The following is a 22,197-nucleotide window of genomic DNA, read 5'->3' as shown; positions in this document are numbered from 1 at the left end:
CGGGGAGCGGGGAGGGCCATGGGGGAGTCGGGCGGGTGGGCGGCGCGGGCCGCGGTGGGGTTCGGACGGGCGTGCGCCGTCGCGGCCGTGACCCTGGCGGTCCCGCTCTGGTGGGCGGGGGCGGCGGCGCTGGGGTGGTCCTGGGGGCCGACCGACCCGTGGTCCTGGCTGCTGCCGCTGGTGCTGGTGGTCGCGGGCACCCTGACGCTGGCCCGGCCGGTCTGCCGGGCCGTGCGCGCCCTGGTCGCGCGCTGGGCGGGCACCGTGCTGCCCGACGGGTACCGGCAGGCCCCGCCGGTGGTCCGGATGTCCACCGGGTACTGGTGGAACGGCTTCGGCTACGAGAGGACCCGGCGGGACGCGCTGCTCGACCAGCGCTGGCGGGTCCGCTGGCGCGACCCCGCGAACGGGCGCGACCTGCGGTTCCTCGCGGTCGCGTCGCTCACCGCCGGTCCGGTCGCGGCGCTGCCGCCGGTCGCGCTGGCCGCCGCCGGGTGGGCGCTGTCCCGGCCGGAGGCGCCCGCCCGGCTGCTCGGGGCGCTCGGCCTGGCGGCGGCCGTCGCCGGCTCGCGGTACGCCTGGCGGGTGCTGGTGCCGGTGGCCGTCCGGTTCCTGCGGCCCTCCCCGGCGATGGCGCTGGCCGACCGGGTGGCGGAACTGACCGCCCAGCGGGCGGACGCCACGGTCGCCCAGGCGGCCGAGATCCGCCGGATCGAGCGGGACCTGCACGACGGCGCGCAGGCCCGGCTGGTGGCGCTCGGGCTGTCGCTGGCCACCGCGCAGCTGCTGGTCGAGCGCGATCCGGAGCGGGCCAGGGCGATGATGCGGGAGGCCCAGGACGGTGCGCGGGCCTCGCTGGCCGAACTGCGCGAGCTGGTCCACGGGATCAGCCCGCCGGTGCTCACCGAACGCGGCCTGGTCGACGCCGTCCGCGCCCTCGCCCTGGACCTGCGGCTGGCGGTGGCCGTCGAGGCCGCCACACCGGTGCGGGTGGAGGCGCCGATCGAGTCCGCGGTCTACTTCGGCGTCGCCGAACTGCTCACCAATGCCGTCGGCCACGGCGGCGCGACCCGGGCGGGGGTGACCTTCCGCCAGGACGAACTCGGGCTGGTCGTCGAGGTCGAGGACGACGGCCGCGGCGGCGCCCGGGAACGCCCCGGCGGCGGGCTGGCCGGCCTGCGCCGCCGGCTCGACGCCTTCGACGGCTCCCTGGAGATCACCAGTCCGCCCGGCGGACCGACCAACGTCAGGATGACGGTGCCATGCGAATCCTCGTAGCCGAAGACCTCTACCTGCTGCGCGACGGGATGGTCCATCTGATCGAGGCCTGCGGGCACGAGGTGGTGGCCACCGCCGCCACCGGGCCCGAGACGCTGGAAGCGCTGCGGACCCACCGCCCGGACGTCTCCGTGATCGACGTCCGGATGCCGCCGACCCAGTCGGACGAGGGCCTGCGGGCCGCCCTCGCGGCGCGCCGCGAGGTGCCCGGGCTGCCGGTCCTGATCCTGTCCCAGCACGTCGAGCAGCTGTACGCGCGGGAGCTGCTGGCCGACGGCTCCGGCGGGGTCGGCTACCTGCTGAAGGAGAGCGTGTTCGACGCCGGGCAGTTCATCGGCTCGCTGGAGCGGGTCGCGGCGGGCGGGACGGCGATGGACCCGGCGGTGATCGCCAGGCTGCTGACCGCCAGCCCGCCCGAGCGGGGGCTCGGCCGGCTCACCGAGCGGGAGTACGAGGTGCTGGGGCTGATGGCGGAGGGGCTGTCCAACCAGGCGATCGCGCGCCGGCTGTTCCTCAGCGACAGCGCGATCGGCAAGTACACCACCTCGATGTTCGGCAAGCTCGGCATCGCCGACGACGAGGACGGCAACCGGCGGGTGCGGGCGGTGCTGAGGTACCTGAACCAGGGGTGAGCCGTCCGGCCCCGGCCGCGCGGCCGGGCTCCGGCCAGGCGCGCGGGCCCGGCCGGCGGCGCACGGTCACCCGGTCGGGGCGTCCCCGCTCAGCGCGCGGGCGCGGCCGGCCGCGGCGTCGCCGCCGTGCGGCGCGCGCACCACGTCCGGCGCCGGGGAGTCCGGCTCGGCCCGGCGCAGGGCCCCGGCGCCCAGCAGCAGGGCGAGCGCGAGCAGGGTGACCAGGCCGAAGGAGACGGTCAGCGAGGTGGCCTGGGCGAGGGCGCCGATCACCGCGGGGGCGACCAGGCCGGAGGTGTAGGTGACGGTGGCGACGCCCGCGATGGCCTGGCTGGGGTTGGTGCCGATCCGGCCGGCGGCCGCGAAGGCGAGCGGGACGACCACCGCGACGCCGACGCCGATCAGCGCGAAGCCCGGGATGGCCACCGCCGGGGTGTCGGCCACCACCACCAGGACGCCGCCGAGGGTGGCGACCGCCCCGCCCAGCCGGGTGGTGCGGACGGCGCCGAGGCGGCGGATCGCCGCGTCCCCGGCCAGCCGGCTGACCGCCATGGTCAGCGCGAAGGCGGTGTAGGAGGCGGCGGCGACGGTGGCCGAGGCGCCGGTGACGTCCTTCAGGTAGACGCCGCTCCAGTCCATCGAGGCGCCCTCGCCGAAGACCGCGCAGAAGCCGACCAGCCCGATCAGCAGCGAACTGCGCGGCGGCAGCGCGAAGTGCGGCGGCGCCTCGGCCTCCTCGGGGGTCCGCAGCGCGGGCAGGCCCCGACAGATCGGCTGCGCCAGGGCGGCCAGCACCAGTGCGGTGACGGCGAGTTGGAGCCGGGCGTCGAGGGAGAGGTGGGCGGCCAGGATCCCGAAGCCGGAGGCCAGCAGGCCGCCCACGCTCCACATCCCGTGCAGCCCGGACATGATCGAGCGGCCGAGGCGCTGCTCGATCTCCACGCCCTGGGCGTTCATCGCGACGTCGGCCATGCCCGCGGTGGCGCCGTACACCAGCAGCACCGCGCACAGCGCGGGCAGTGAGGGGGCGAGCGCGGGCAGGGCGAGGGCCAGGCACCAGAGCGAGATCAGTCCGCGCACCGCGGCCCGGCCGCCGTAGCGGTGCACGAAGCGCCCGGCCAGCGGCATCGCGAGCGAGGAGCCGACGGCGGGCATCACCAGGGCGAGGCCGAGCTGCCCGGGGGAGAGGTCGAGCCGGTCCTGGAGCCACGGGATGCGGGTGACGAAGGTGCCGCTGACGGCGCCGTGCACGGCGAAGACCAGCGCGATGCTCCGCCGGGAGCGGCGGGGGTCGGCGAGTGGTTCGGTGGTGGTGACGGACATGCGGCGTTCCCTCCCGGTCGCGCGGCGGGCGCGACGGTGCCCTGTGGGTGTCGACGGTTCGATAAATTATCAGGAAGGGATCCTGATAGAAACAGGCCCGAACTGCTGGAAGGATGATCGGCCATGACCACCGCGCGCCCGGCCACGCCGAGCACCGCCCGGGCGATCAACGACCGGGTGGCGCTCAACCTGCTGCTCGAACAGGGCCCCCTCACCGCGACCGAGCTGCGCGACCTCACCGGACTGTCCCGGCCGACCGTCGCCGACCTGCTCGACCGCCTCCAGCGCACCGGACTGGTCGCCCTGGCCGGCGAGCGCGGCGCCCAGCGGCGCGGCCCCAACGCCCGGCTCTACGCGCTGGTCGCCTCCCGCGCCCACATCGCCGCCTTCGACGTCCGCGAGGGCGGCGTCGGCCTGGTCGTCGCCGACCTCACCGGGCGCACCCTCGGCAGCGCCGAGATCCCGGTCGACGGCGCCGGCACCCCCGACACCGCCCCGACGATCGTCCGGGCCCTGGCGGACACCGCCCGCGCCGCCGGCGTCGACCGGCTGCACACCGTCGCGGTCGGCGCCCCCGGCCTGGTCGACCCCGCCACCGGCCGGCTGCACAGCACCGGCCAGCTCCCCGGCTGGCACGCCGAACTGCTCGCCGCCCTGCGGGAGTTGCCCGGTACCGACGTCATCCTGGAGAACGAGGTCAACCTGGCCGGCCGGGCCGAGTACCGGGTCGGCGCCGCCCGGGACCGCGACACCTTCGTGCTGATGTGGCTCGGCCACAGCGTCGGCGCCGCCGTCATCCTGGACGGGCGGCTGCGCCGCGGCTTCTCCGGCGGCACCGGCGAGATCTGCTTCCTGCCCGTGCCCGGCGCCACCGGGCTGCCCAGCGCCGACAGCTGCGAGGGCGGCTTCCACGGCCTGGTCGGCAGCGCCGCCCTGTGCGCCCTCGCCCGCGCCCACGGGCTGCCCGCCGACCCGGCCGGGGACGCGGCCGCCGCCGAGGCCGCCGTCCGCACGGCCCTCACCGCCGGGGCCGCGGGCGCGGCCTTCCTGGACGAGCTGGCCGAGCGGATCGCGCTCGGCGCGGCCGGCGTCTGCGTGGTGCTCGACCCCGGCTGCGTGGTGCTCGGCGGCGAGGTCGGCCGGGCCGGCGGCCCCGAGCTGGCCGAGCGGGTCGAACGGCGGCTGGCCGGACTCTCCCCGCTGCGCACCGAGGTCCTGGCCGGCACCGCGGGCGGCGGCGCGGTGCTCGCCGGGGCGGTGCTCACCGCCGGGGACGCCGTACGGCGGGACCTCTTCGGGGAACCGTAGGGCCGGCCTCCCGGGTCCGGGCCGGCTCCAGGAGGCCGACCCCGGGCCCCGCGGTCCGCGGCGCCCTCCCCGGTACGGCAGGATGGCGGCCGGGGGGCACGGACCCCGCACCTCGAACCACCGTCAGGAGTCGCACATGGGCCAGCCCGACGTGCCGGTCAACCCGTACCGCATCGGTGAGGCGGCGGCGCTGCTCGGCGTCAGCGCGGACACCATGCGCCGCTGGGTGGACGCCGGGAAGCTCGCCGCCGTGCGCGACGAGCACGGGCACCGGATCATCCCCGGCGCCGAGCTGGCCGCCTTCGCCCGCGAGCTGGCCCGGCCGGAGATCGCCGAGGCGGAGGGCCGGCCGTCCTCCGCGCGCAACCGCTTCCCCGGGATCGTCACCGAGGTGCGGCTCGGGGACGTGGCCGCGCAGGTGGAGGTCCAGGCCGGGCCGTTCCGGGTGGTGTCGCTGATCAGCCGGGAGTCGGCGGAGGAACTGGGACTGGTGCCCGGGGCCCCCGCCACTGCGGTGATCAAGTCGACCAATGTGATGATCGAGCGGCGCTAGCCGTCGCGTACTTCGTGCATCCCGTGCACCAGCCGTACCCGCTCCTGACCGAGAGGCCCGGATGACCCCTCCGAAGCTGCCGACCACCCAGGCCGCCGTGCTGGCGATCGAGGCCCTGGCCGCCCGCCACGGCCGGGCCGTCCGGGCCCAGCACGACATCGGGCGCGACCGGACCTTCGCCGGACTGGTCGGCCAGGACGCCGCGGAGCCGGACGCCATCCCGCACGAGGCGCTGCTGGAGTTCGGCGGGAGCCCGGTGACCGGCGTCCGGCTGTTCACCCACGACGAGGCCGTGGTGACCGTCGAGGGCATCGCCTTCGACGTCCCGCGCGACAGCGTCCCGGCCTTCCTCGACGCGGTCTGGTCCGGCCTGGTGCACGTCAGGGCCCGGGCCTTCCCGCCCTCCACCACCCTGATCGTCACCGTCCCCGGTGAGCCGGGCTACCGCGAGAGCGTCGGCCTGCGCGACCTCACCCCCTGGCTCTCCGGAAGGATCCGATGACCACCGCCGCGACCACCGCCACCGCGATCGCCGCCGCAGCGACCGCCGACCGCCGCCCGGTCCTCGCCGTCGCCCACCGCGGCGACCCGTACCGGTACCGCGAGAACACCCTGCCGTCCGTCCGGTCGGCGCTCGCCGCCGGGGCCGACGCCGTGGAGGTGGACGTCCAGCTCACCCGGGACAAGGTGCCGGTGCTGCTGCACGACACCACCCTGGAGCGGCTCTGGGGCGACCCGCGGGCGATCGGCCGGGTCACCACCGAGCAGCTCGCCGAGCTGCGCCGGGGCGAGCTGGCCGTCCCCACCCTGGCCGAGGCGATCGAGGCGGTGGCCGCCGCCGACGGGCCCCGGCTGCTGATCGACCTGGACGATCCCGGCCCGGTCGCCGCCACCTGGTCCGTCGTCACCGCGCTCGGCGCCGAACGGCTGGTCGCCTTCTGCGGCCCGGTCACCGCCATGCTCGCCGTGCGCGCGCTCGGCCCGGACGCCGAGATCGCGCTCACCTGGAAGCAGCCCCGGATGCCCGCGCCCGCCCTGCTGCGCGACCTGCGCCCGCGCTTCCTCAACCCGCCGTTCGGACTGGTCACCCCCGCGTTCGTGGCCGCCGCCGCGGACCAGGGCCTCGCCGTCTCCACCTGGACCGCCGACCTGGGCCGCACCATGCGCCGACTGCGCGACACCGGGGCCGCCTCCATCACCAGCAACCGGATCTCCCTGCTGCGCCGGGTGCTGGACGGCCGCCGGTGACGGAACCGCCGGTGCTCGGGCGCCGGGCGCTGGGCCGGGCCCTGCTGGCCCGTCAGCACCTGCTCGCCCGCACCGGCCCGGAGCCCGCCGCGCTGCTCCACCACCTCGGCGGGCTCCAGGCCCAGGCCGCGCCCCAACCGCCCTACCTCGGGCTGCTCTCCCGGCTGGACGGCTTCACCCCGGACGGGCTGAGCACCCTGCTGGAGCAGCGGTCGGCGGTCCGGATCGCGCTCCACCGCGGCACCATCCACCTGGTCACCGCCGAGGACTGCCGGACGCTGCGCCCGCTGCTCCAGCCCGTCCTGGACCGGGCGCTGCGCAGCACCTACGGCAAGCGGCTGGCCGGGCTCGACCTCGCCGCGCTGGCCGCCGAGGCGCGGACCCTGGTCGAGGCCGAGCCGCGCACCTTCCAGCAGCTCGGCGCGCTGCTGGCGGCGGGGCGCCCGGACCACGACCCGGCGGCGCTCGCCCAGGCCGCGCGCTGCCTGCTGCCGCTGGTCCAGGTGCCGCCGCGCGGGCTGTGGGGGCGCACCGGACCGGCCGCCCACACCACCGCCGAGGCCTGGCTCGGCCGCCCGCTCGACCCCGCGCCCGCACCGGAGCCGCTGGTGCTGCGCTACCTCGCCGCCTTCGGCCCGGCGAGCGCCGCCGACCTGCGCACCTGGTGCGGGCTCGGCGGGCTCGGCCCGGTGCTGCGGCGGCTCGCTCCCGGGCTGCTGACCTTCCGGGACGAGCGGGGCCGGGTGCTGTACGACCTGCCGCAGGCGCCCCGGCCGGATCCGGACACCCCGGCGCCGGTGCGGCTGATCGCGCCGTTCGACAACCTGCTGCTCTCGCACGCCGACCGCGACCGGGTGCTGCCGGAGGAGTACCGGGTGCGGGTGATGACGGTGAACGGGCTGGTGGCCGGCACCCTGCTGGTGGACGGACTGGTCGCGGGCACCTGGCGGCTGACGGACCCGGCGGCGCTCGTGGTGCAGCCGTTCGTGCGGTTGGCGCGGGCCGACCGGGCGGCGGCGGAGGCCGAGGGCCGGCGGGTGCTGGCCTTCGCGGGCGGGGGCGGCGAGGTGCGGATCGAGGAGGCCGCCCCGTAGTCGTACGACGGGCGGATCGTCGGGTTCTCTGCTGAGCTGGGTCGGGTCGGACCCGATGACGATCCCCGGCGGAGGTTGCCGTGACCGTGGAGCGCCCGCCCGGTGGGCAGCCCGACCACCGCAGGCCCTACCTGATGCTGCCGCCCGCCGTCCGGCAGGCGGCGGCCTGGTCGGTGGCGGTGATCCTGCTGATCACCGTCGGCTCGCTGGCGGTCTTCGCGCTGGTCGAACTGCGGGCGGCCACCGTGCCGTTCGTCCTCGCGCTGCTCGGCGCGTCGCTGCTGTACCCGGTGGTGCCCTGGATGGTCCGGCGGGGCGTGGGCCGGTCCCTGGCGGCCGCGCTGACCTGTGTCCTGCTGGTCGCGGCGGTGGCCGGGGTGATCGTCCTGCTGGTCAACTCCCTGGTGCACAGCGCCCCGCAGATCGCCGCCTCGCTCCCGACGGCGGGGCGGCGACTGGCCGACTGGCTGGGGCCGTTCGGAGCCAAGATCCAGCACGCGCTGGCCAACGCCAAGGGGGAGACCAACTCGCTGGTCTCGACGCTGACCAACGGCGTGCTGTCCGGGCTCGGCCTGCTCATCCAGGTGGTCACCGGCGGGGTGCTGGCGCTGGCCCTGGTCTTCTTCTTCCTGCGCGACGGCCACCGCACCGGCGACGCGATCCGCTCCTACCTGCCCGGGCGCGGCGCCGACACCGTGGTGGCCTGCGCCGAACGGGCCTTCGACGCGATGGCCGGTTTCATGCGCGGCACCACCCTGATCGCGTTGATCGACGCGGGTTTCATCACCGTCGGCCTGCTCGCCCTGGGGGTCCCGGGCGCGCCCGGCCTGGGCGCCCTGGTCTTCATGGGGGCGTACATCCCGTTCGTCGGCGCCTTCCTGTCCGGCACGGTGGCGGTGCTGGTGGCGCTGGCGGACGGCGGGCTGGGGACGGCGCTGTGGGCGCTCGGGGTGGTGCTGACGGTGCAGATGATCGAGGGCAACATCCTCCAGCCGATCATCCAGAGCCGCACCGTGGAGCTGCACCCGGCGACGATCATGGTCGCGGTGGTGGCCGGCGCCGGCATCGCGGGCATCATCGGCGCCCTGCTGGCGGTGCCGGTGTGCGCGGCGGGGGCGGGGGTGGTCTCGGTGCTCCGGGGAGTGGCGGCGCCGACCGCGGCGGCGGACCCGGAGTGAAGTCGGTTGCCGGTGGCAGGCGGGCATGGCACCATCACTAATGCGACGCACGTCGCGATAGTGCTGAGGGGTGCGGATGGAACTGTTCGACGTGGCCGAGCGGGGAGCCGGACCGTACGGGATCACGGTGGGGCCGGACGGCGGGGTGTGGTTCACGCTCGTCCACGCCGGGGAGATCGGGCGGCTGGCGGCGGACGGCACGGTGCGGCGCTTCGCGCTGGGGCGGCCGCGGTGCGGGCCGTCGGTGATCACCACCGGCCCGGACGGGGCGCTCTGGTTCGCCGAGATGAACGCCGGCCGGATCGGCCGGATCACCGTGGACGGGCAGGCCGCCTCGTTCGCGCTGTCCGGTCCGGGCGTCGGGCCGGGCGGGATCACCACCGGCCCGGACGGGGCGCTCTGGTTCACCGAGGTGAACGCCGACCTGGTCGGCCGGATCACCGTGGACGGGGAGGTGACGGAGTACCCGCTGCCGTCGGCCGGGGCGTTCCCGGCCATGATCACCGCCGGGCCGGACGGCGCGCTGTGGTGCGCCCTCAACCAGGCCGACGCCGTCGCCCGGGTCGCCGTCGACGGCACGGTGACCGTCCATCGGCTGCCCACGGAGGGCACGGCACCGGTCGGGATCACCGCCGGGGCGGACGGTGCGCTCTGGTACGTCGGGATCGGCGGCGGGCTGGTCGGGCGGATCACGGTCGACGGACGGGTGACCGAGTACCCGCTGGCCGACCGCGCCGCCAGGCCGCACGCGATCACCGCCGCCCCCGACGGGCGGCTCTGGTTCACCGAGTGGGCCGCCGGACGGATCGGGGTGCTGGAGCCGGACGGCCGGCTGGGCGGGTACCCCCTTCCCGGCCCGGCCGCCGAGCCGCACGGCATCGCCGTCGGCCCGGACGGCGCGGTGTACGCCGCGCTGGAGCGCGGCCAGATCGCCCGGCTGACCGCCGCCGAGGCGGCCGAGGGGGCGCCGCCCGCGGCTCAGGGCTGACGCCGCAGCAGCTCCTCCAGGTCGGCCAGCAGCCCGAGCGCGGCCGCCCGCTCGGGCGCCGGGCGCGGGGCCGGGGCGCGCTCGGCGAGCACCCGCAGGGCGGCGGCCGCCTGCCGGGCGAACAGCGCCAGCAGGTCCAGCTCGGACAGGCCGCCCCGGCCCTGCGGGGCCGGGTCCAGCACCTCCAGCACGCCGAGCACCCGGTCGCCGTGGGTGAGCGGTGCGGCCATCAGGGCGTTCGGGACGTAGGCGGTGGACTCGGCGAAGGCCCGGTCGAAGGTGCGGTCGGCGGCCAGGTCGTCCACCACCATCGGCTCGCCCGAGGCGGCGACCCAGCCCGCGATGCCCCGGCCGGCCGGGAAGCGGCGGCCGACCAGGGACTCCTCCCCGCGCCCGGAGACGGCCTGGAAGACCAGCTCGCCGGCCGCCTCGTCGAGCAGGCAGACCGAGCCCGCCTGGGCGCCGAAGATCGCCCGGGCGACGTCCACCACGGACTGCAGCAGCTCGCGGGCCAGCGGGTCGACGGCGGGGTCAGTGCTGAGGGTCATCGGACGCCTCCGGGGTGGGGGTGGACGGGACCTGGACGTTGGCCGCGGTGAGGTAGAGCGCGCTCTTCAGCTGGAAGGTGGTCAGCCGCGGCCGCCGGGACAGGATGCGGGCGCAGAGCCCGGCCACGTACGGGGTGGCGAAGCTGTTGCCGGTGGTGCGGATGGTGGCCCCGCCGAGCCAGGGCACCCGGACGTCCTGGCCGGGGGCGAAGAACTCGACCGGCGGCGCCGGGTTGTACAGGTGCAGGTCCGGGTCCGCCTCCTGGTGGCTGCCCACCGAGATGACCGAGGAGAAGCGCCACGGGAAGCTCTCCACCGGAGTGTTGTGGGCGGAGGCGACGATCGCGGTGCGGGCGAAGTAGGCGTCGTCGGCGATCGCGTGCAGTTCCTCCAGGAAGCGGGTCCGGGTGGTGGAGAGGCTGAGGTTGATCACGTCGAAGCCCTGCCGGACGGCCCACCGCAGCCCGGCGATCAGCATGTCCCCGGTGCCGGTGAACCGCTCGCCGAGCACCCGGACGCTGTACAGCTCGCAGTCCGGGGCGGTGCGGCGGATGATGCCCGCGCAGGCGGTGCCGTGGCCGCAGGCGTCGCCGACGGTGTCGGGGCGCACCGTCAGCTCCCGGGTGACCGGGTCCCGGACGACCGCCCAGGAGCCGTTCAGCGGGCCGATCAGCGGGTGGCCGGGTTCGATGCCGGAGTCCACCACGCACACCCGCACGCCCCGGCCGGTGCCGCCCGGGTGCTCCTCCACCGGGTCGGCCAGCACCGGGAGTCCGTCGCCGCGGCGCTCGCGCAGGCTCCAGGTCAGGCCCGCCGGGGCGGTCACCGCCCGCCGCCCAGCCGCTCGGCCCGGCGCACGCCCGGCAGGTGGCCCTTGGCAGCGAAGCGGTCCCGGGCGGTGGCGGCGGCGACCGCGGCCTCCGCGGGCCGGTCGAGCAGCAGCAGGGCGTGCGCCCGGTCCAGCGCGGTCAGCGCCTGGAGCAGCACCGACTCGGTGGCCGCCGCGGCCCGCAGGGCCGAGCCGGTCAGCTCCAGGGCCGGGCCGGACTCGCCCCGGGCCGCCGCGAGGCGACCGCGCAGCGCGTCCAGTTCGACGGCCAGGACGGGCGGCAGCGCGGCGGCCGCGTCCACGCCGTCCAGGTGCCCGGCGGCCTGGGCCGGGCGGTCGGTGTCCAGCAGGACCCGTGCGGTGGTCAGGGCCAGCCGCGGCAGCGGGGCCGCGCTGCCCTGGCGGCGGGCGGTCTCGGCGGCGTCGGCCAGCAGGTCCAGCGCGTGGGCGGTCAGACCGGTGGCGGCCGCGGCCTGGGCGGTCAGCGCGGGCAGTGAGACCGTCGCCTCGGCCAGTGACAGCTCGCCCGCCAGTCCGTTGGCCTCGGTGAGCAGCAGTTCGGCCTCGTCCGGGCGGTCGCGCAGGGCGAGCAGGACGGCCAGCGGGCCGTTCAGCGCCACCCGGACGGCGCGCCGGCCGTCCCCGTGCTCGGCGAGCAGGGCGCGCAGCCGGAAGGTGGCGGCCGGGGCGGGCTCGGGACCGGCCAGCAGCGAGGAGGCCAGCGCGGACAGCACCGCGGCCCGGTCCAACTCGGCGTCGGTGCGCGAGACTTCGCCGAGCGCCTGGTCGAGCAGCAGCTCGGCCTGGGTGTGCCGGCCGGCCAGCAGGTGCTCCTCGGCCAGCCGCAGCAGGGCGCGGGCCCGGCCGAGCGGGTCACCGCCGTCGGTGAACAGCGGCAGCACCGCGCGGGCGGTGGCGGCGGGCTGCTCCGGGCCGGGCGGCAGGCCGCGGGCGGCCAGGGCCAGCCGGGCGTGGGCGGCGTCCAGCGGGTCGGCGGCCGCGTCGCGCACCTGGGCGAGGACCGGCAGCGCCTCGTCCGCGCGGCCGAGCGCGAGCCGGGTCTCGCCGAGCCGGCGCAGGACCGGGCCGGCGGTCCGCTCGCTCGGGTAGTGCAGCCGGACCGAGCGCTCCAACAGGTCGGCGGCCTTCAGGAGTTCGGCGCCCGCGAGGGCGTCGGCCCCGGCGCTGCCGAGGGCGGCCGCGGCCCGGGTGCGCAGGGTGTCGGTGCGGGCGTCGAGCAGGCCCAGCTCCAGCCGGTAGCGGTGGGCGCGCTCCAGGTGGCCGCCGACGGCGGCGTCCCCGGCGGTGCGGACGGCCGGCAGGTCGGCGGCCCGCTCGTGCCGCTCGGCCCGGGCCCGCTTGGACATCGACTGGTAGACCGACTCCTGGACCAGGCCGCTGCTGAACCGGTAGCCGTCGCCGCCCCGCCCGAGGCCGGTCGGCTCGACCAGGCGGCGGTCGGCCAGCCGGGCCAGCGCGGCGTGCAGCCGGGGCGGGGTGTCGTCGCCCGTGCCGGGCGGGGTACCGGGCAGGCCGTCGATCGGGCCGGTGAAGACGTCGTCCTCGGGGTCGGCGAAGGCGTCCTGGTCGGTGCCCCCGTGGGCGAGTTCGGCGAGCTCGGCGGCGGTGAAGGCGCGGCCGAGCACGGCGGCCAGGTCCAGGGTGGTGCGTTCGTCCCGCTCCAGGCCGTCGATCTGGGCGCTGAGCAGCGCCCGCCCGGTGGGCGGGAGTTCGTCGGCGAGGGCCGGGCCGTCCGGGCCGTCCGCCGCGGTGAGGGCGGCCAGCAGCTCCTCCAGGTGCAGCGGATTGCCCTCGGCACGCTCCAGCAGCCGGGTCGGCACGGTGTCCTGGTGGGCGCTCAGCTCCGTCAACTGGGCTGCCAGCAGGGCGGATTCGTCCCAGGACAGGCCGCCGACCGGGAGCTGCGGCAGCTCCGGCCGGGCGGAGAGCAGCTCGGGGCGGGCCAGGCAGAGCAGCAGCACCGGCGCCGGGCCGAGCAGGGCGATCAGCCGCTCGGCGGCGTCCAGCAGGACCGGGCCGGCCCACTGGCAGTCGTCCAGGACCAGCACGGCCGGGCGCTCCACGGTGCGGCCGCGCAGGATCGCGGCCAACTGCTCCAGGGCCCGGTCGAGGCCGCGCTCGGGGGTGGTCGGGGCGCCCGGGTCGGTCGGGTCGGTCGGGGCGCCGGGGTCGGCGGCGGACACGGCGTCGGCGAGGCGGGCCAGCGCCTCGGCGGGGGCGGTGGCGCCGGGTTCGTCCAGGAGGGCCCGGACCGCCTCGGCCAGCGGTGCCAGCACGCCCTGTTCGCCGAAGCTGCGGCAGCGGCCGGTGCCGGAGCGCGCGGTGTGCCGGGCCGAGCGCTCGCGCCACTCGCGCACCAGGCGGGTCTTGCCGATCCCGGCCTCGCCGACCACCAGCAGCAGCTCGGCGCCGCCGCCTCCCGCGACCCGGGCCAACGCGGCGTCCAGGCCGTCGAGTTCACGGTCCCGGCCGACCAGGGGGACGTCGAAGCGGCGCAGCAGCTCCGGATCGTCCTCGTCCAGACCGACCAGCCGGTAGGCGGTGACCGGCTCCACCTTGCCCTTCAGCTGGAGCGGCCCCACCTCGTCCACCTGGGCGGCCGGCCCCGCCGCGCGCAGCGTCTGCGGGCCGATCAGGACCTGGCCGGGGGCGGCCCTGGTCTGCAGCCGGGCGGCGATGTTCACCGTCTCGCCGGAGATCAGCGCCTGGCGCGCCGAGGCGTCCGAACCGGCCACCACCTGACCGGTGTTGACCCCGATCCGGACGTCCAGCCGGACCCCGAGGGTGGCGTCCAGCTCGGTGTTGAGGTCCTCCAGGTCCTCCAGCATCGCCAGGGCGGCGGCCAGTGCCCGGTGGGCGTCGTCCTCGCGAATCACCGGCACGCCGAAGACGGCCATCACCGCGTCCCCGATGAACTTCTCCAGGGTGCCGCCGTGCGCCTCGATCTGACGGTGCATCCGTTCGAAGTAGCGCAGGATCACCTCGCGCAGCGTCTCCGGGTCGAGCGCGCCGGACAGGGCGGTGGAGTCGACCAGATCGCAGAAGACCACCGTGACCAGCTTGTGCGCCTCGGCCGCGAGATCGAGCGCGGTCGCCCGGGGGGTGCCGCAGGCGGGGCAGAAGTGGTCGTTGGTGCTGGCGAGTTGGGCGCATTGTGGGCACGGCATGGTGGGAGTCCTTCGGTAGTCCTTCGCGGTGCGGAGCGATCGGCCGGACGCGATCGGCCGGCCGGCGGGGCGGCGGCGTCGGCCGGACGGCGGGCCGGTGCCCTCGGGGTGCGGGCGTGCCCGGTCAGGATGTCCGGGCGGGCTTCGGGGCCGGTTCGGGGACGGTGTGCGAGCGGTATGGCCGCAGGTCGGAGCGGGGGCGGGCGGGCACCCGGCGGGTGCGGCGGGCGGCACCGAACCGCGGGCACCGGCTCCGACCAGCGGCCATACCGGTGGCCAACCGATTCCGGGCGGGACGCAGCCGGGCGCGCCTGTCGGTCGGATCGGCGGACCGGTTCCACCGGGGGAGCAGCGGGAGTGCCCCGGTGGCGCGGGAGTGGGCCGCGCCGGTCGGCGAACCGCCGGGCGGGGCGGCCGTCCCGGTGGGCGGGCGGAAGGTGCGCGCGCCGGGGGTCCGTCCGGGAGGCGGGGCCGGAGCCGGTGGCGCCGGGGTGAGGCCCGGGCCGGGGGCGCACCGCCGCCCGGCGAGGTCGTCAGGGCAGTGACGGCGCGGTGAGCTCGGCGGCCCGTTCGCGGGCGTGCAGGTGGGTGAGGCGGGGGAGGGCGTAGAGGGCGGCGTGGGCGGTGACCTCCCCGGTGGGCGAGGTGACCGCGCCGGTGTCGGTGAGGGCCTCCAGGGTGCGCAGGGCGAGGTGTTCGGGGCGGCCCAGGGCGGTGGCGGCCTCGGGGAGGGTGAAGAGCAGGTCGAGCGGCAGGGCGGCGAGGCGGGCCAGGGCGAGGCGGCCCCGCGGCGGGAGGTCCTGCCAGCCGGCGTCGAGGCGGGCGCGTACGGTGACGTCCCCGGCGACGAGTTCGTCCAGGGCGCCGGAAGGGTCCTCCAGGCGGGCCGCGTACTCGGTGAGCGGGAGGTGGCGCAGGACGGCCAGCCGGGCGCCGGCGACCCGGACGGCGAGCGGCAGCAGTCCGCAGGCGTCGACGATCCGGGCCGCGGCGGCCCGGTCGGCGCCGGTCCGGCCGGGGCCGGTGATGCGGCCGAGCAGGTCGAGGGCCTCGGCCGGGGCGAGCGGGGGCACGCTGATCCGGTGCACGGCGGCCAGGCCGGCGAGTTGGCTGCGGGAGGTGACCAGGACGGAGCTCCGGCCGGTGCCGGGCAGCAGTTCGCGGACCACGGCCTCGCCCGGCGCGTCGTCCAGGACCAGCAGCATCCGGCGCCCGGCGAGGGAGGCGCGCCACAGGGCCGCGGCCCGGCCCGGGTCGGTCGGGCCCGGGCGGATCGGGTCCGGGTCGGCCGGGTCCGGCTGCCCGGTGCGGTCCGCGGGCTCCGGACGGCCGGTGCGGTCCAGGTGGCCGGTGAGCGCGGTGAGTTCGGCGAGCAGCTCGGGCAGCGGGCGCGGGGTGCCGTCCTCGGCGCGGAGCCGGAGGAGCAGCCGCCCGTCCGGGAAGCGGTCGGCGAGCAGGTGGGCGGCGCGCACGGCCAGTGCGGTCTTCCCGCTGCCGGCCGGTCCGGACAGCAGGACGACGCGGCCGGCGGGGCCGCCCGACTCGGCGACGAGCTCCCGCAGTTCGGCGGTCCTCCCGGTGAAGTCGACGGTGTCGGCGGGCAGCAGGCTGCCGGTCGGGGCAGCGGCGCGGTCCGGGCGTCCGGTGGCCGGCCGGGTGCGGCCGCGGGCGAGCAGCAGGCGGTACCGGTCGGTCAGGGCGGGGCTCGGTTCGAGGCCCAACTCGCGGGCCAGCAGCTGGCGGTGGGTGTCGTACACGGCGAGCGCCTCGGCCTGGCGGCCGGTCAGGTGGAGGGCCTGCATCCGGGCGGCCTGGAGGCGTTCGCGCAGCGGGTGGCGTTCGGCGGGCTCGGCCAGCTCCTCGGCCACGGCGGCGGCGTTGCCGAGTTCCAGCTCGGTCTCCGCCCAGTCCTCGTGGACGCCCAGGCAGCGGGCCTCCAGCCGGTCGGCCTCGGTCGCGACGGCCGGGGAGCAGCGGAGGTCGGCGAGCGGCGGGCCCTGCCACAGGTCGAGGGCCTGGCGCAGCAGCCGGGCGGCGGGGGCGAGGGCGCCCCGGTCGGCGGCGGACCGGCCGGCCCGGGCGAGCGCGTGGAACCGGAGGACGTCCAGCTCGGGTTCGGCGACCCGCAGCAGGTAGCCGCCGGCCGAGTGGACCAGCCGGTCCGGCCCGGCCTCGCGGCCGAGCAGGGTGCGCACGGCGCAGACGTAGACCTGGAGGTTCTTGCGGGCGGTGCGCGGCGGCTCCTCCGGCCAGACCGCGTCGGTGAGCAGCTCGACCGGGACGACGGTGTTGGCCCGGCTCAGCAGCACGGCCAGGACCAGCCGCTGCTTCAGCGGCCCGAGGGGCAGCGGGCGGCCGTCCGCCTCGCCGGTGAGCGGGCCGAGGACGCGGAAGTGCAGCGGGCTGGCGGTGGCGGGCCGGGCCGGGGTCATCGGCGTACCTCCGGGGCGGGGGCGTGCGGGGGCGTGACCGGGGTGGTGCGGGTCCTGGGCGCAGGCTAGTGGACGGCCGGGAGCGCTGAAGGGCACCGGACCGGGCCGGTTCGGCCGTCGGATCCGCACGACGCGGTGTGCCACGGCCGGGGTGACGGCGCGGCGGCGGCCCCGGACGGCCGCGGCGGGCCCCGGGCCTCCGGGCGGCGGCCGGTCGGGGGGCTGGTCGGGCCGGGTGCGGGCGGGCCGGGGGCCGGGCGCGGGCGAGGTGCGGGCCGGGGGGCGTCCGGCGGCGCCCGGGGGCCCGTCGTCCGACGGTTCGGGAACGGTGCGGCGGGGGTGCTCCGTTGGTCCTCCAGCGGGGCTGGGCGACGCGGTGAGCGGGCCGCGAGCGCGCGGACGGGCGCGGTGGAGCCCCCGCGGGGGCCGGGCGGCGGGCGGGTCCCGGTCGGGAGGTCCCGGTCGGCGGCCGGGAACTCGGGCCCAGCGGCCCCGGCCGGGCGGGTCCAACGGCCCTGGGGTGCGCGGGGCGTGCGTTCGGATCATGGAGCGCCATCATTCGCACGACGTTCCGAAGGAGTGCGTCCTTGAGCGCCACCCAGGCACAGGGCGACCCCGTCTCACCGCCAACGCCCCTTCCGGCGGGCCCGGTTCGGGCCCGCCGACCCGGCTCGGCCGTGGTCAGGCTGCTGACCACCACCGACCACAAGACGATCGGCACCATGTACCTGGTGTCGTCGTTCGCGTTCTTCCTGATCGGCGGCGTCCTCGCGCTGGTCATGCGGGCCGAACTCGCCCGGCCCGGAACGCAGATCCTCTCCAACGAGCAGTTCAACCAGGCCTTCACCATGCACGGCTCGGTGATGCTGCTGCTGTTCGCGATGCCGCTGTTCACCGGCTTCGCCAACTGGATCATGCCGCTCCAACTCGGCGCGCCCGACGTGGCGTTCCCGCGGCTGAACATGCTGTCCTTCTGGCTGTTCATCTTCGGCTCGCTGATCGCCGCCGCCGGCTTCGCCACCCCGCAGGGGGCCGCGGACTTCGGCTGGTTCCTCTACGCGCCGCTGTCCGACGCCGTCCACTCGCCGGGTGTCGGCTCCGACATGTGGATCATGGGCGTCACGCTGTCCGGCTTCGGCAGCATCTTCGGAGCGGTCAACTTCATCACCACCATCATCTGCATGCGTGCCCCCGGCATGACCATGTTCCGGATGTCCATCTTCTGCTGGAACGTGCTGCTCACCTCGGTGCTGGTGCTGCTGGTCTTCCCGGTCCTGGCCGCGGCGCTGCTGGCGCTGGAGTGCGACCGCAAGTTCGGCTCGCACGTCTTCGACCCGACCAACGGCGGGGCGATGCTGTGGCAACACCTGTTCTGGTTCTTCGGGCATCCGGAGGTGTACATCCTGGCGCTGCCGTTCTTCGGCATCGTCTCGGAGGTCATCCCGGTCTTCAGCCGCAAGCCGATGTTCGGCTACGCGGGCCTGATCGCCGCCACGGTGGCCATCGCCGGCCTGTCGGTGACGGTGTGGGCGCACCACATGTACGTCACCGGGCAGGTGCTGCTGCCGTTCTTCTCCTTCATGACCTTCCTGATCGCCGTGCCGACCGGGGTGAAGTTCTTCAACTGGGTCGGCACCATGTGGAAGGGCTCGCTGAGCTTCGAGACGCCGATGCTCTGGACGGTCGGCTTCCTGGTCACCTTCCTGTTCGGCGGCCTGACCGGCGTGCTGCTCGCGGCGCCGCCGATCGACTTCCACGTCTCCGACTCGTACTTCGTCGTCGCGCACTTCCACTACACGCTGTTCGGCACCGTGGTGTACGCGATGTTCGCCGGCTTCCACTTCTGGTGGCCGAAGATGACCGGCAAGAAGCTCGACGAGCGGCTCGGCAGGATCACCTTCTGGACGCTCACCGTCGGCTTCCACAGCACCTTCCTGGTGCAGCACTGGCTCGGCGCCGAGGGCATGCCGCGCCGCTACGCCGACTACCTGGCCTCGGACGGCTTCACCACCCTGAACACCGTCTCGACCATCGGCTCGTTCCTGCTGGGCCTGTCGATCCTGCCGTTCCTCTACAACGTCTGGAAGACCGCCAAGTACGGCGAGAAGGTCACCTCGGACGACCCGTGGGGCTGGGGCCGCTCGCTGGAGTGGGCGACCTCCTGCCCGCCGCCGCGGCACAACTTCGTCAAGCTGCCGCGGATCCGCTCCGAGTCCCCGGCCTTCGACCTGCACCACCCGGACATCGCGGCCCGGGACGTGCTGCAGCACAGCGGCAAGCCGGCCGCGCACCTGGGCGACGTGGAACCGGCGAAGTACGACCGGCCGCTGACCCGGGCGGACCGGGCCCGGGCCTCGGCCTCGACCTCGGCCTCGTCGTCGTCCGAGCCGTCCTCCGACGGCTGAGGACGCCCCCGAACGCCGTCCCCGCCCGCACCGCTGCCCCGGGCGGGCGGGGACGGCTCCGCAACTCCCGTGCCCCGTACTCCCCGCGTCCCCAGGAAGGCCGGCCCGTGACCCACACCGTCCTCGCCATCGGCACCGCCGCGCTCACCGCGAGCGGCTGCGTCTGGTACCTGCCCGCCATCGCCGACCTCCAGGCCGGCGCGGACCGGCCCCGCTCCATCCGCACCGCGGCGGCGGCCTGCGTGCTCTGGTGGGCGGCGCTCGCCCTGGCGGGCGGGTTGCTGCTCGCCCTGCCCGACTGGCACCCGGCCGCCCAGGTGGCGCTCATGGGACTGGTCGGCGGCACGGCCCTGCGGGTACGGGCGCTCTGGGACCGGCGCGGCGAGCAGCGGGAGAGCGCGGCGCGCTGGTCCGCGCTCGACGTCGGGCCGGTGCCGCGGGGCGGTCGCCCGGCGGCCGTCGCGCTGGCCGGGTGGCTGGTGGTGGGCGCCGCCGTGGCCTCGCTCGGGGCGGTGGCGATCCTGTTGTCGGACGGCGCCGGGCTCGGCGCGAAGGTCGCGCTCGCGACGGTGAGCGGCGCGGGCGTGGCGCTCGCGTTCCTGCTGATGGGGCTAGGGAGCGTCCGGCGGCAGGGGCGCTGAAGGGCGGGCGTCCGACGCCGACCGGCCCGCGCCGAACGCGGCGCGGGCCGGGGGCGGAGGGATCAGAAGGTGGTCGGGATGTAGTAGTAGCAGGGCTGGCGGTTGCTGTAGACCATCGAGCTGCCGGTGATCTTGCCGACGATGCCGTCCACGACGATGCTCGGGTTGCTCTGGTGCTGGACCTGCTGGAAGTACATCACCAGGCCCTTCGTCTTGGGGCCCCAGATGCCGTCCTCCTGGACCCGGGCACCGGGGTTGTGCATGGAGTCGTTGGCCCAGGTGTTGAGGATGTCCTGCACGCACAGGACGGCGCCGTGGTCGTTCTGGTAGCCGTCACCGATGTTCTCGACGAACGTCGCGGCATTGGCGGGGGCGGCCAGGGCGAGGGTGGCGCTCGCGGTGGCGAGGGCGAGGGTCGTCTTGAGGGCGAGCTTCGTCCGCTTCATGGGGTTTCTCCTCGGGTGGGCCCGGCACGTCGTCCGGGGTGACGCCGGTCAGCCAAGCAGCGCGCCGGTACGTCCCACCAGGGCGTGCCGTCCCGGGATGGCACGGACGGGCGTGGGACGAGGGCCGGGGACGGCCGGGGAATGGGGTCCTTGGGCCCTGGGCCGGTGGCGTCCGGCGGGGGATGATGCGGTGGGCCCCGCTGGGAGTGTGCGGGGGTGTGAACGAAGGTGGAGCCGCGTGATGGCGACCGAGGCGGAGGGGGCCGGGACTCCGGCGCCGATCCGGGTGTTCCTGCTGGACGACCACGAGGTGGTGCGCCGCGGGGTGCACGACCTGCTGGACGGCGAGCCGGACCTCGAGGTGGTCGGGGAGGCCGCGACGGCCGAACAGGCCCTGGTGCGGGTGCCGGCGCTGCGGCCCGACGTGGCGGTGCTGGACGTCCGGCTGGGGGACGGCGACGGGGTGTCGGTCTGCCGGGAGCTGCGCTCGCGGATGCCCGACCTGGCCTGTCTGATGCTGACCTCCTTCGACGACGAGGAGGCGCTGCTGGACGCCGTGATGGCGGGCGCCGCCGGGTACGTGCTGAAGCAGATCAGCGGCACCGACCTGGTCGCCGCCGTCCGCACCGTCGCCTCCGGCCGGTCGATGCTCGACCCCGGCGCGGCCACCCGGCTGCTCAACCGGCTGCGCAGTGACGCCGAGCCCGCCCAGCCGGTGACCGCCGGGCCGGGGCTGACGGCGCGCGAGCAGGAGGTGCTGGCGCTGATCGGCGAAGGGCTGACCAACCGGCAGATCGGCGAGCGGCTCTACCTGGCCGAGAAGACGGTGAAGAACCACGTGTCCCGGCTGCTCGCCAAGCTCGGGGTGGAGCGCCGGGTGCAGGCGGCACTGATCGCCACCGAGCTGCGGCAGTCGGCGGAGCGGTCCGCGCAGCCGCGTCTCGGGCGTATCTGACAACGCCCTACGTGTGCTGACCGGTGAGGGCGGGCCTGACGGCCCCGCCGCCCGGGGCCCCTCGGCGGGACCATCGGCCCTCGTGGGCGGGCCCGGCCCCGGGCGAGCATCGCTCGCATGATGCGCGATCACGTTCCGTCCCCCCGGCCCTCCTCCGCCGACCTCCCGGACCGGCCCGGCCTCCGCGAACTCGACCGGCGGCGGGCAATGGAGTTGCTGGGCCGGGCCCCGGTCGGCCGGGTGGTCTACACCGTCGGCGCCCTCCCGGCGGTGCTCCCGGTGCCGTTCCGGCTGGCGCCCGGCGGGGTGCTGGTCTCGGCGCCCGCCGACTCCGAACTGGCCCGGGCGGTGGACGGCGCGGTGATCGCCTTCGAGGCCGACGAGGTGGACGGCCGGGACGGCTCCGGCTGGTTCGTCACCGTGCTGGGCCGCGCCCAGGTCCGCCCGGCCCCCGGTGCGGCCCCGGACGCGGTGCGGATCCGGATCAGGCCCGAACTGGTCATCGGCCGCCGCCTGCTGTAGCGGCCGACGGCTCCCGGGCGGTGGCGGAGGGCCGCTACGGCGATCGGTGGGCCCGCCGGGGCCTGCGTTCGTCGCAGCTTCGCCCGGTGACGGCGGGAGGGCGTTGTCAGGCACCGGCGGGGGCCGGTAGACGGGAGGCTCCGAGCGCCGATCCTCCGGCGCCGATCCTCCGAGCTCCGACTACCGGGAGTGCCATGAACGCCCTGAGACTGCTCGCCGTGCCCGCCGCCGCCCTGGCCCTGACCCTGGGGGCCGTGGCCGCCGCCCCGGCGGCGGAGGCCCGGACCGCCGCCACCGTCTCCGTCGTCGGCGCGGACGGCGGGACCACTGTCGCGGCGAACGTCGGTGACACCGTGCAGGTGGACGTCGCGGCGGTGCGCGACCACACGGTGACCTGGTACTGGTACCCGCCGAGCAGCGCGACGCCCGGCCTGCTGGCGCAGACGGCGGGCAGCGCCGACGCCGACGGCGACTCCCACGCGACCTTCACGGCGACGGCTGCCGGGACGGGCGTCATCACCGCGATCGGTCGCTGCGTCCCGGACCGCGGCTCGGTCTGCCCGCCGTGGGTCGTCACCTGGAAGGTCACCCTCGCGGTCTCCTGACGGCCCCGGCGGCCCGCCGCCCCG

Annotated in this window: 20 protein-coding genes; 14 read left to right on the top strand and 6 right to left on the bottom strand. The window is 76.6% G+C overall.

The annotated features are described in order from the left end of the window. The first annotated feature begins 18 nt into the window (after window positions 1–18). The gene (locus AB0O91_RS27445) at window positions 19–1,278 is read left to right on the top strand and encodes a sensor histidine kinase (protein WP_363438200.1); all 1,260 of its coding nucleotides are present in this window, start codon (window positions 19–21) and stop codon (window positions 1,276–1,278) included. After that, window positions 1,263–1,910 (top strand): response regulator transcription factor, encoded by a 648-nt coding sequence (locus tag AB0O91_RS27440; RefSeq protein ID WP_363438197.1) that lies wholly within the window; start codon window positions 1,263–1,265, stop codon window positions 1,908–1,910. Before AB0O91_RS27445 ends, AB0O91_RS27440 begins: the two co-directional genes overlap by 16 nt. 66 nt (window positions 1,911–1,976) lie before the next feature. Here AB0O91_RS27440 and AB0O91_RS27435 read toward each other — a convergent pair whose 3' ends face one another. Then, window positions 1,977–3,233 carry an MFS transporter gene (locus AB0O91_RS27435; RefSeq protein WP_363438195.1) on the bottom strand — a complete coding sequence of 419 codons (1,257 nt, stop codon included), beginning with the start codon at window positions 3,231–3,233 and terminating at the stop codon, window positions 1,977–1,979. Between the two features lie 123 nt (window positions 3,234–3,356). Here AB0O91_RS27435 and AB0O91_RS27430 point away from each other — a divergent pair, with 123 nt between their 5' ends. From AB0O91_RS27430 to AB0O91_RS27400, 7 genes are all read left to right on the top strand, one after another. Next, the gene (locus AB0O91_RS27430; protein ID WP_363438193.1) at window positions 3,357–4,541 is read left to right on the top strand and encodes an ROK family transcriptional regulator; all 1,185 of its coding nucleotides are present in this window, start codon (window positions 3,357–3,359) and stop codon (window positions 4,539–4,541) included. Window positions 4,542–4,677: 136 nt separating this feature from the next. Further along, on the top strand, window positions 4,678–5,094 hold the full coding sequence (locus AB0O91_RS27425; RefSeq protein ID WP_363438190.1) for a helix-turn-helix transcriptional regulator: 417 nt from the start codon (window positions 4,678–4,680) through the stop codon (window positions 5,092–5,094). Between the two features lie 61 nt (window positions 5,095–5,155). Further along, a complete protein-coding gene (locus AB0O91_RS27420; protein ID WP_363438188.1) occupies window positions 5,156–5,596 on the top strand; it encodes a hypothetical protein in 441 nt (146 codons plus the stop codon). Then, on the top strand, window positions 5,593–6,342 hold the full coding sequence (locus AB0O91_RS27415) for a glycerophosphodiester phosphodiesterase (RefSeq protein WP_363438186.1): 750 nt from the start codon (window positions 5,593–5,595) through the stop codon (window positions 6,340–6,342). Before AB0O91_RS27420 ends, AB0O91_RS27415 begins: the two co-directional genes overlap by 4 nt. Continuing rightward, window positions 6,339–7,436: a winged helix DNA-binding domain-containing protein gene (locus AB0O91_RS27410; RefSeq protein ID WP_363438184.1), complete on the top strand. Its 1,098-nt coding sequence runs from the start codon at window positions 6,339–6,341 to the stop codon at window positions 7,434–7,436. Before AB0O91_RS27415 ends, AB0O91_RS27410 begins: the two co-directional genes overlap by 4 nt. A gap of 80 nt (window positions 7,437–7,516) precedes the next feature. Next, window positions 7,517–8,614, top strand: a complete 1,098-nt coding sequence (locus AB0O91_RS27405) for an AI-2E family transporter (protein ID WP_363438181.1) — start codon at window positions 7,517–7,519, stop codon at window positions 8,612–8,614. A 76-nt stretch (window positions 8,615–8,690) separates the two neighbouring features. Beyond that, window positions 8,691–9,602, top strand: coding sequence for a virginiamycin B lyase (locus AB0O91_RS27400; RefSeq protein ID WP_363438178.1), 912 nt, complete (start codon window positions 8,691–8,693; stop codon window positions 9,600–9,602). On the opposite strand, the gene AB0O91_RS27395 is transcribed toward AB0O91_RS27400, so the two are convergent. From AB0O91_RS27395 to AB0O91_RS27380, 4 genes are all read right to left on the bottom strand, one after another. Further along, window positions 9,593–10,150: a GAF domain-containing protein gene (locus AB0O91_RS27395; protein WP_363438176.1), complete on the bottom strand. Its 558-nt coding sequence runs from the start codon at window positions 10,148–10,150 to the stop codon at window positions 9,593–9,595. The two genes, AB0O91_RS27400 and AB0O91_RS27395, sit on opposite strands and share 10 nt — an antisense overlap. Further along, window positions 10,134–10,976: a S8 family serine peptidase gene (locus AB0O91_RS27390; RefSeq protein WP_363438173.1), complete on the bottom strand. Its 843-nt coding sequence runs from the start codon at window positions 10,974–10,976 to the stop codon at window positions 10,134–10,136. The genes AB0O91_RS27395 and AB0O91_RS27390 overlap by 17 nt, the downstream gene beginning before the upstream one ends. Beyond that, window positions 10,973–14,167 (bottom strand): adenylate/guanylate cyclase domain-containing protein, encoded by a 3,195-nt coding sequence (locus AB0O91_RS27385; RefSeq protein ID WP_363438170.1) that lies wholly within the window; start codon window positions 14,165–14,167, stop codon window positions 10,973–10,975. Before AB0O91_RS27385 ends, AB0O91_RS27390 begins: the two co-directional genes overlap by 4 nt. Before the next feature lie 533 nt (window positions 14,168–14,700). Further along, window positions 14,701–16,599: a BTAD domain-containing putative transcriptional regulator gene (locus tag AB0O91_RS27380; protein ID WP_363438168.1), complete on the bottom strand. Its 1,899-nt coding sequence runs from the start codon at window positions 16,597–16,599 to the stop codon at window positions 14,701–14,703. 587 nt (window positions 16,600–17,186) lie between these two features. Here AB0O91_RS27380 and ctaD point away from each other — a divergent pair. After that, window positions 17,187–19,004: a cytochrome c oxidase subunit I gene (gene ctaD / locus AB0O91_RS27375; RefSeq protein WP_363438165.1), complete on the top strand. Its 1,818-nt coding sequence runs from the start codon at window positions 17,187–17,189 to the stop codon at window positions 19,002–19,004. A 107-nt stretch (window positions 19,005–19,111) separates the two neighbouring features. Continuing rightward, on the top strand, window positions 19,112–19,645 hold the full coding sequence (locus AB0O91_RS27370; protein WP_363438162.1) for a hypothetical protein: 534 nt from the start codon (window positions 19,112–19,114) through the stop codon (window positions 19,643–19,645). 62 nt (window positions 19,646–19,707) lie between these two features. On the opposite strand, the gene AB0O91_RS27365 is transcribed toward AB0O91_RS27370, so the two are convergent. Then, window positions 19,708–20,091, bottom strand: coding sequence for a hypothetical protein (locus AB0O91_RS27365; RefSeq protein WP_363438159.1), 384 nt, complete (start codon window positions 20,089–20,091; stop codon window positions 19,708–19,710). Window positions 20,092–20,332: 241 nt separating this feature from the next. On the opposite strand from AB0O91_RS27365, the gene AB0O91_RS27360 reads away from it, so the two are divergent. The 3 genes from AB0O91_RS27360 to AB0O91_RS27350 all read left to right on the top strand — a co-directional run bounded on the left by AB0O91_RS27360 (window position 20,333) and on the right by AB0O91_RS27350 (window position 22,173). After that, complete coding sequence (locus tag AB0O91_RS27360) at window positions 20,333–21,046, top strand: response regulator transcription factor (protein WP_363438156.1); 714 nt, start codon at window positions 20,333–20,335, stop codon at window positions 21,044–21,046. A 117-nt stretch (window positions 21,047–21,163) separates the two neighbouring features. After that, window positions 21,164–21,568 carry a pyridoxamine 5'-phosphate oxidase family protein gene (locus AB0O91_RS27355; RefSeq protein WP_363438153.1) on the top strand — a complete coding sequence of 135 codons (405 nt, stop codon included), beginning with the start codon at window positions 21,164–21,166 and terminating at the stop codon, window positions 21,566–21,568. Window positions 21,569–21,762: 194 nt separating this feature from the next. Continuing rightward, window positions 21,763–22,173: a hypothetical protein gene (locus AB0O91_RS27350; RefSeq protein WP_363438150.1), complete on the top strand. Its 411-nt coding sequence runs from the start codon at window positions 21,763–21,765 to the stop codon at window positions 22,171–22,173. Window positions 22,174–22,197: the final 24 nt, after the last annotated feature.

Source organism: Kitasatospora sp. NPDC089797 (assembly GCF_040684795.1).
Classification (GTDB): Bacteria; Actinomycetota; Actinomycetes; order Streptomycetales; family Streptomycetaceae; genus Kitasatospora.
The sequence above is the reverse complement of the archived record's forward strand: the minus strand, read 5'-3'. Positions and strand labels throughout refer to the sequence as shown.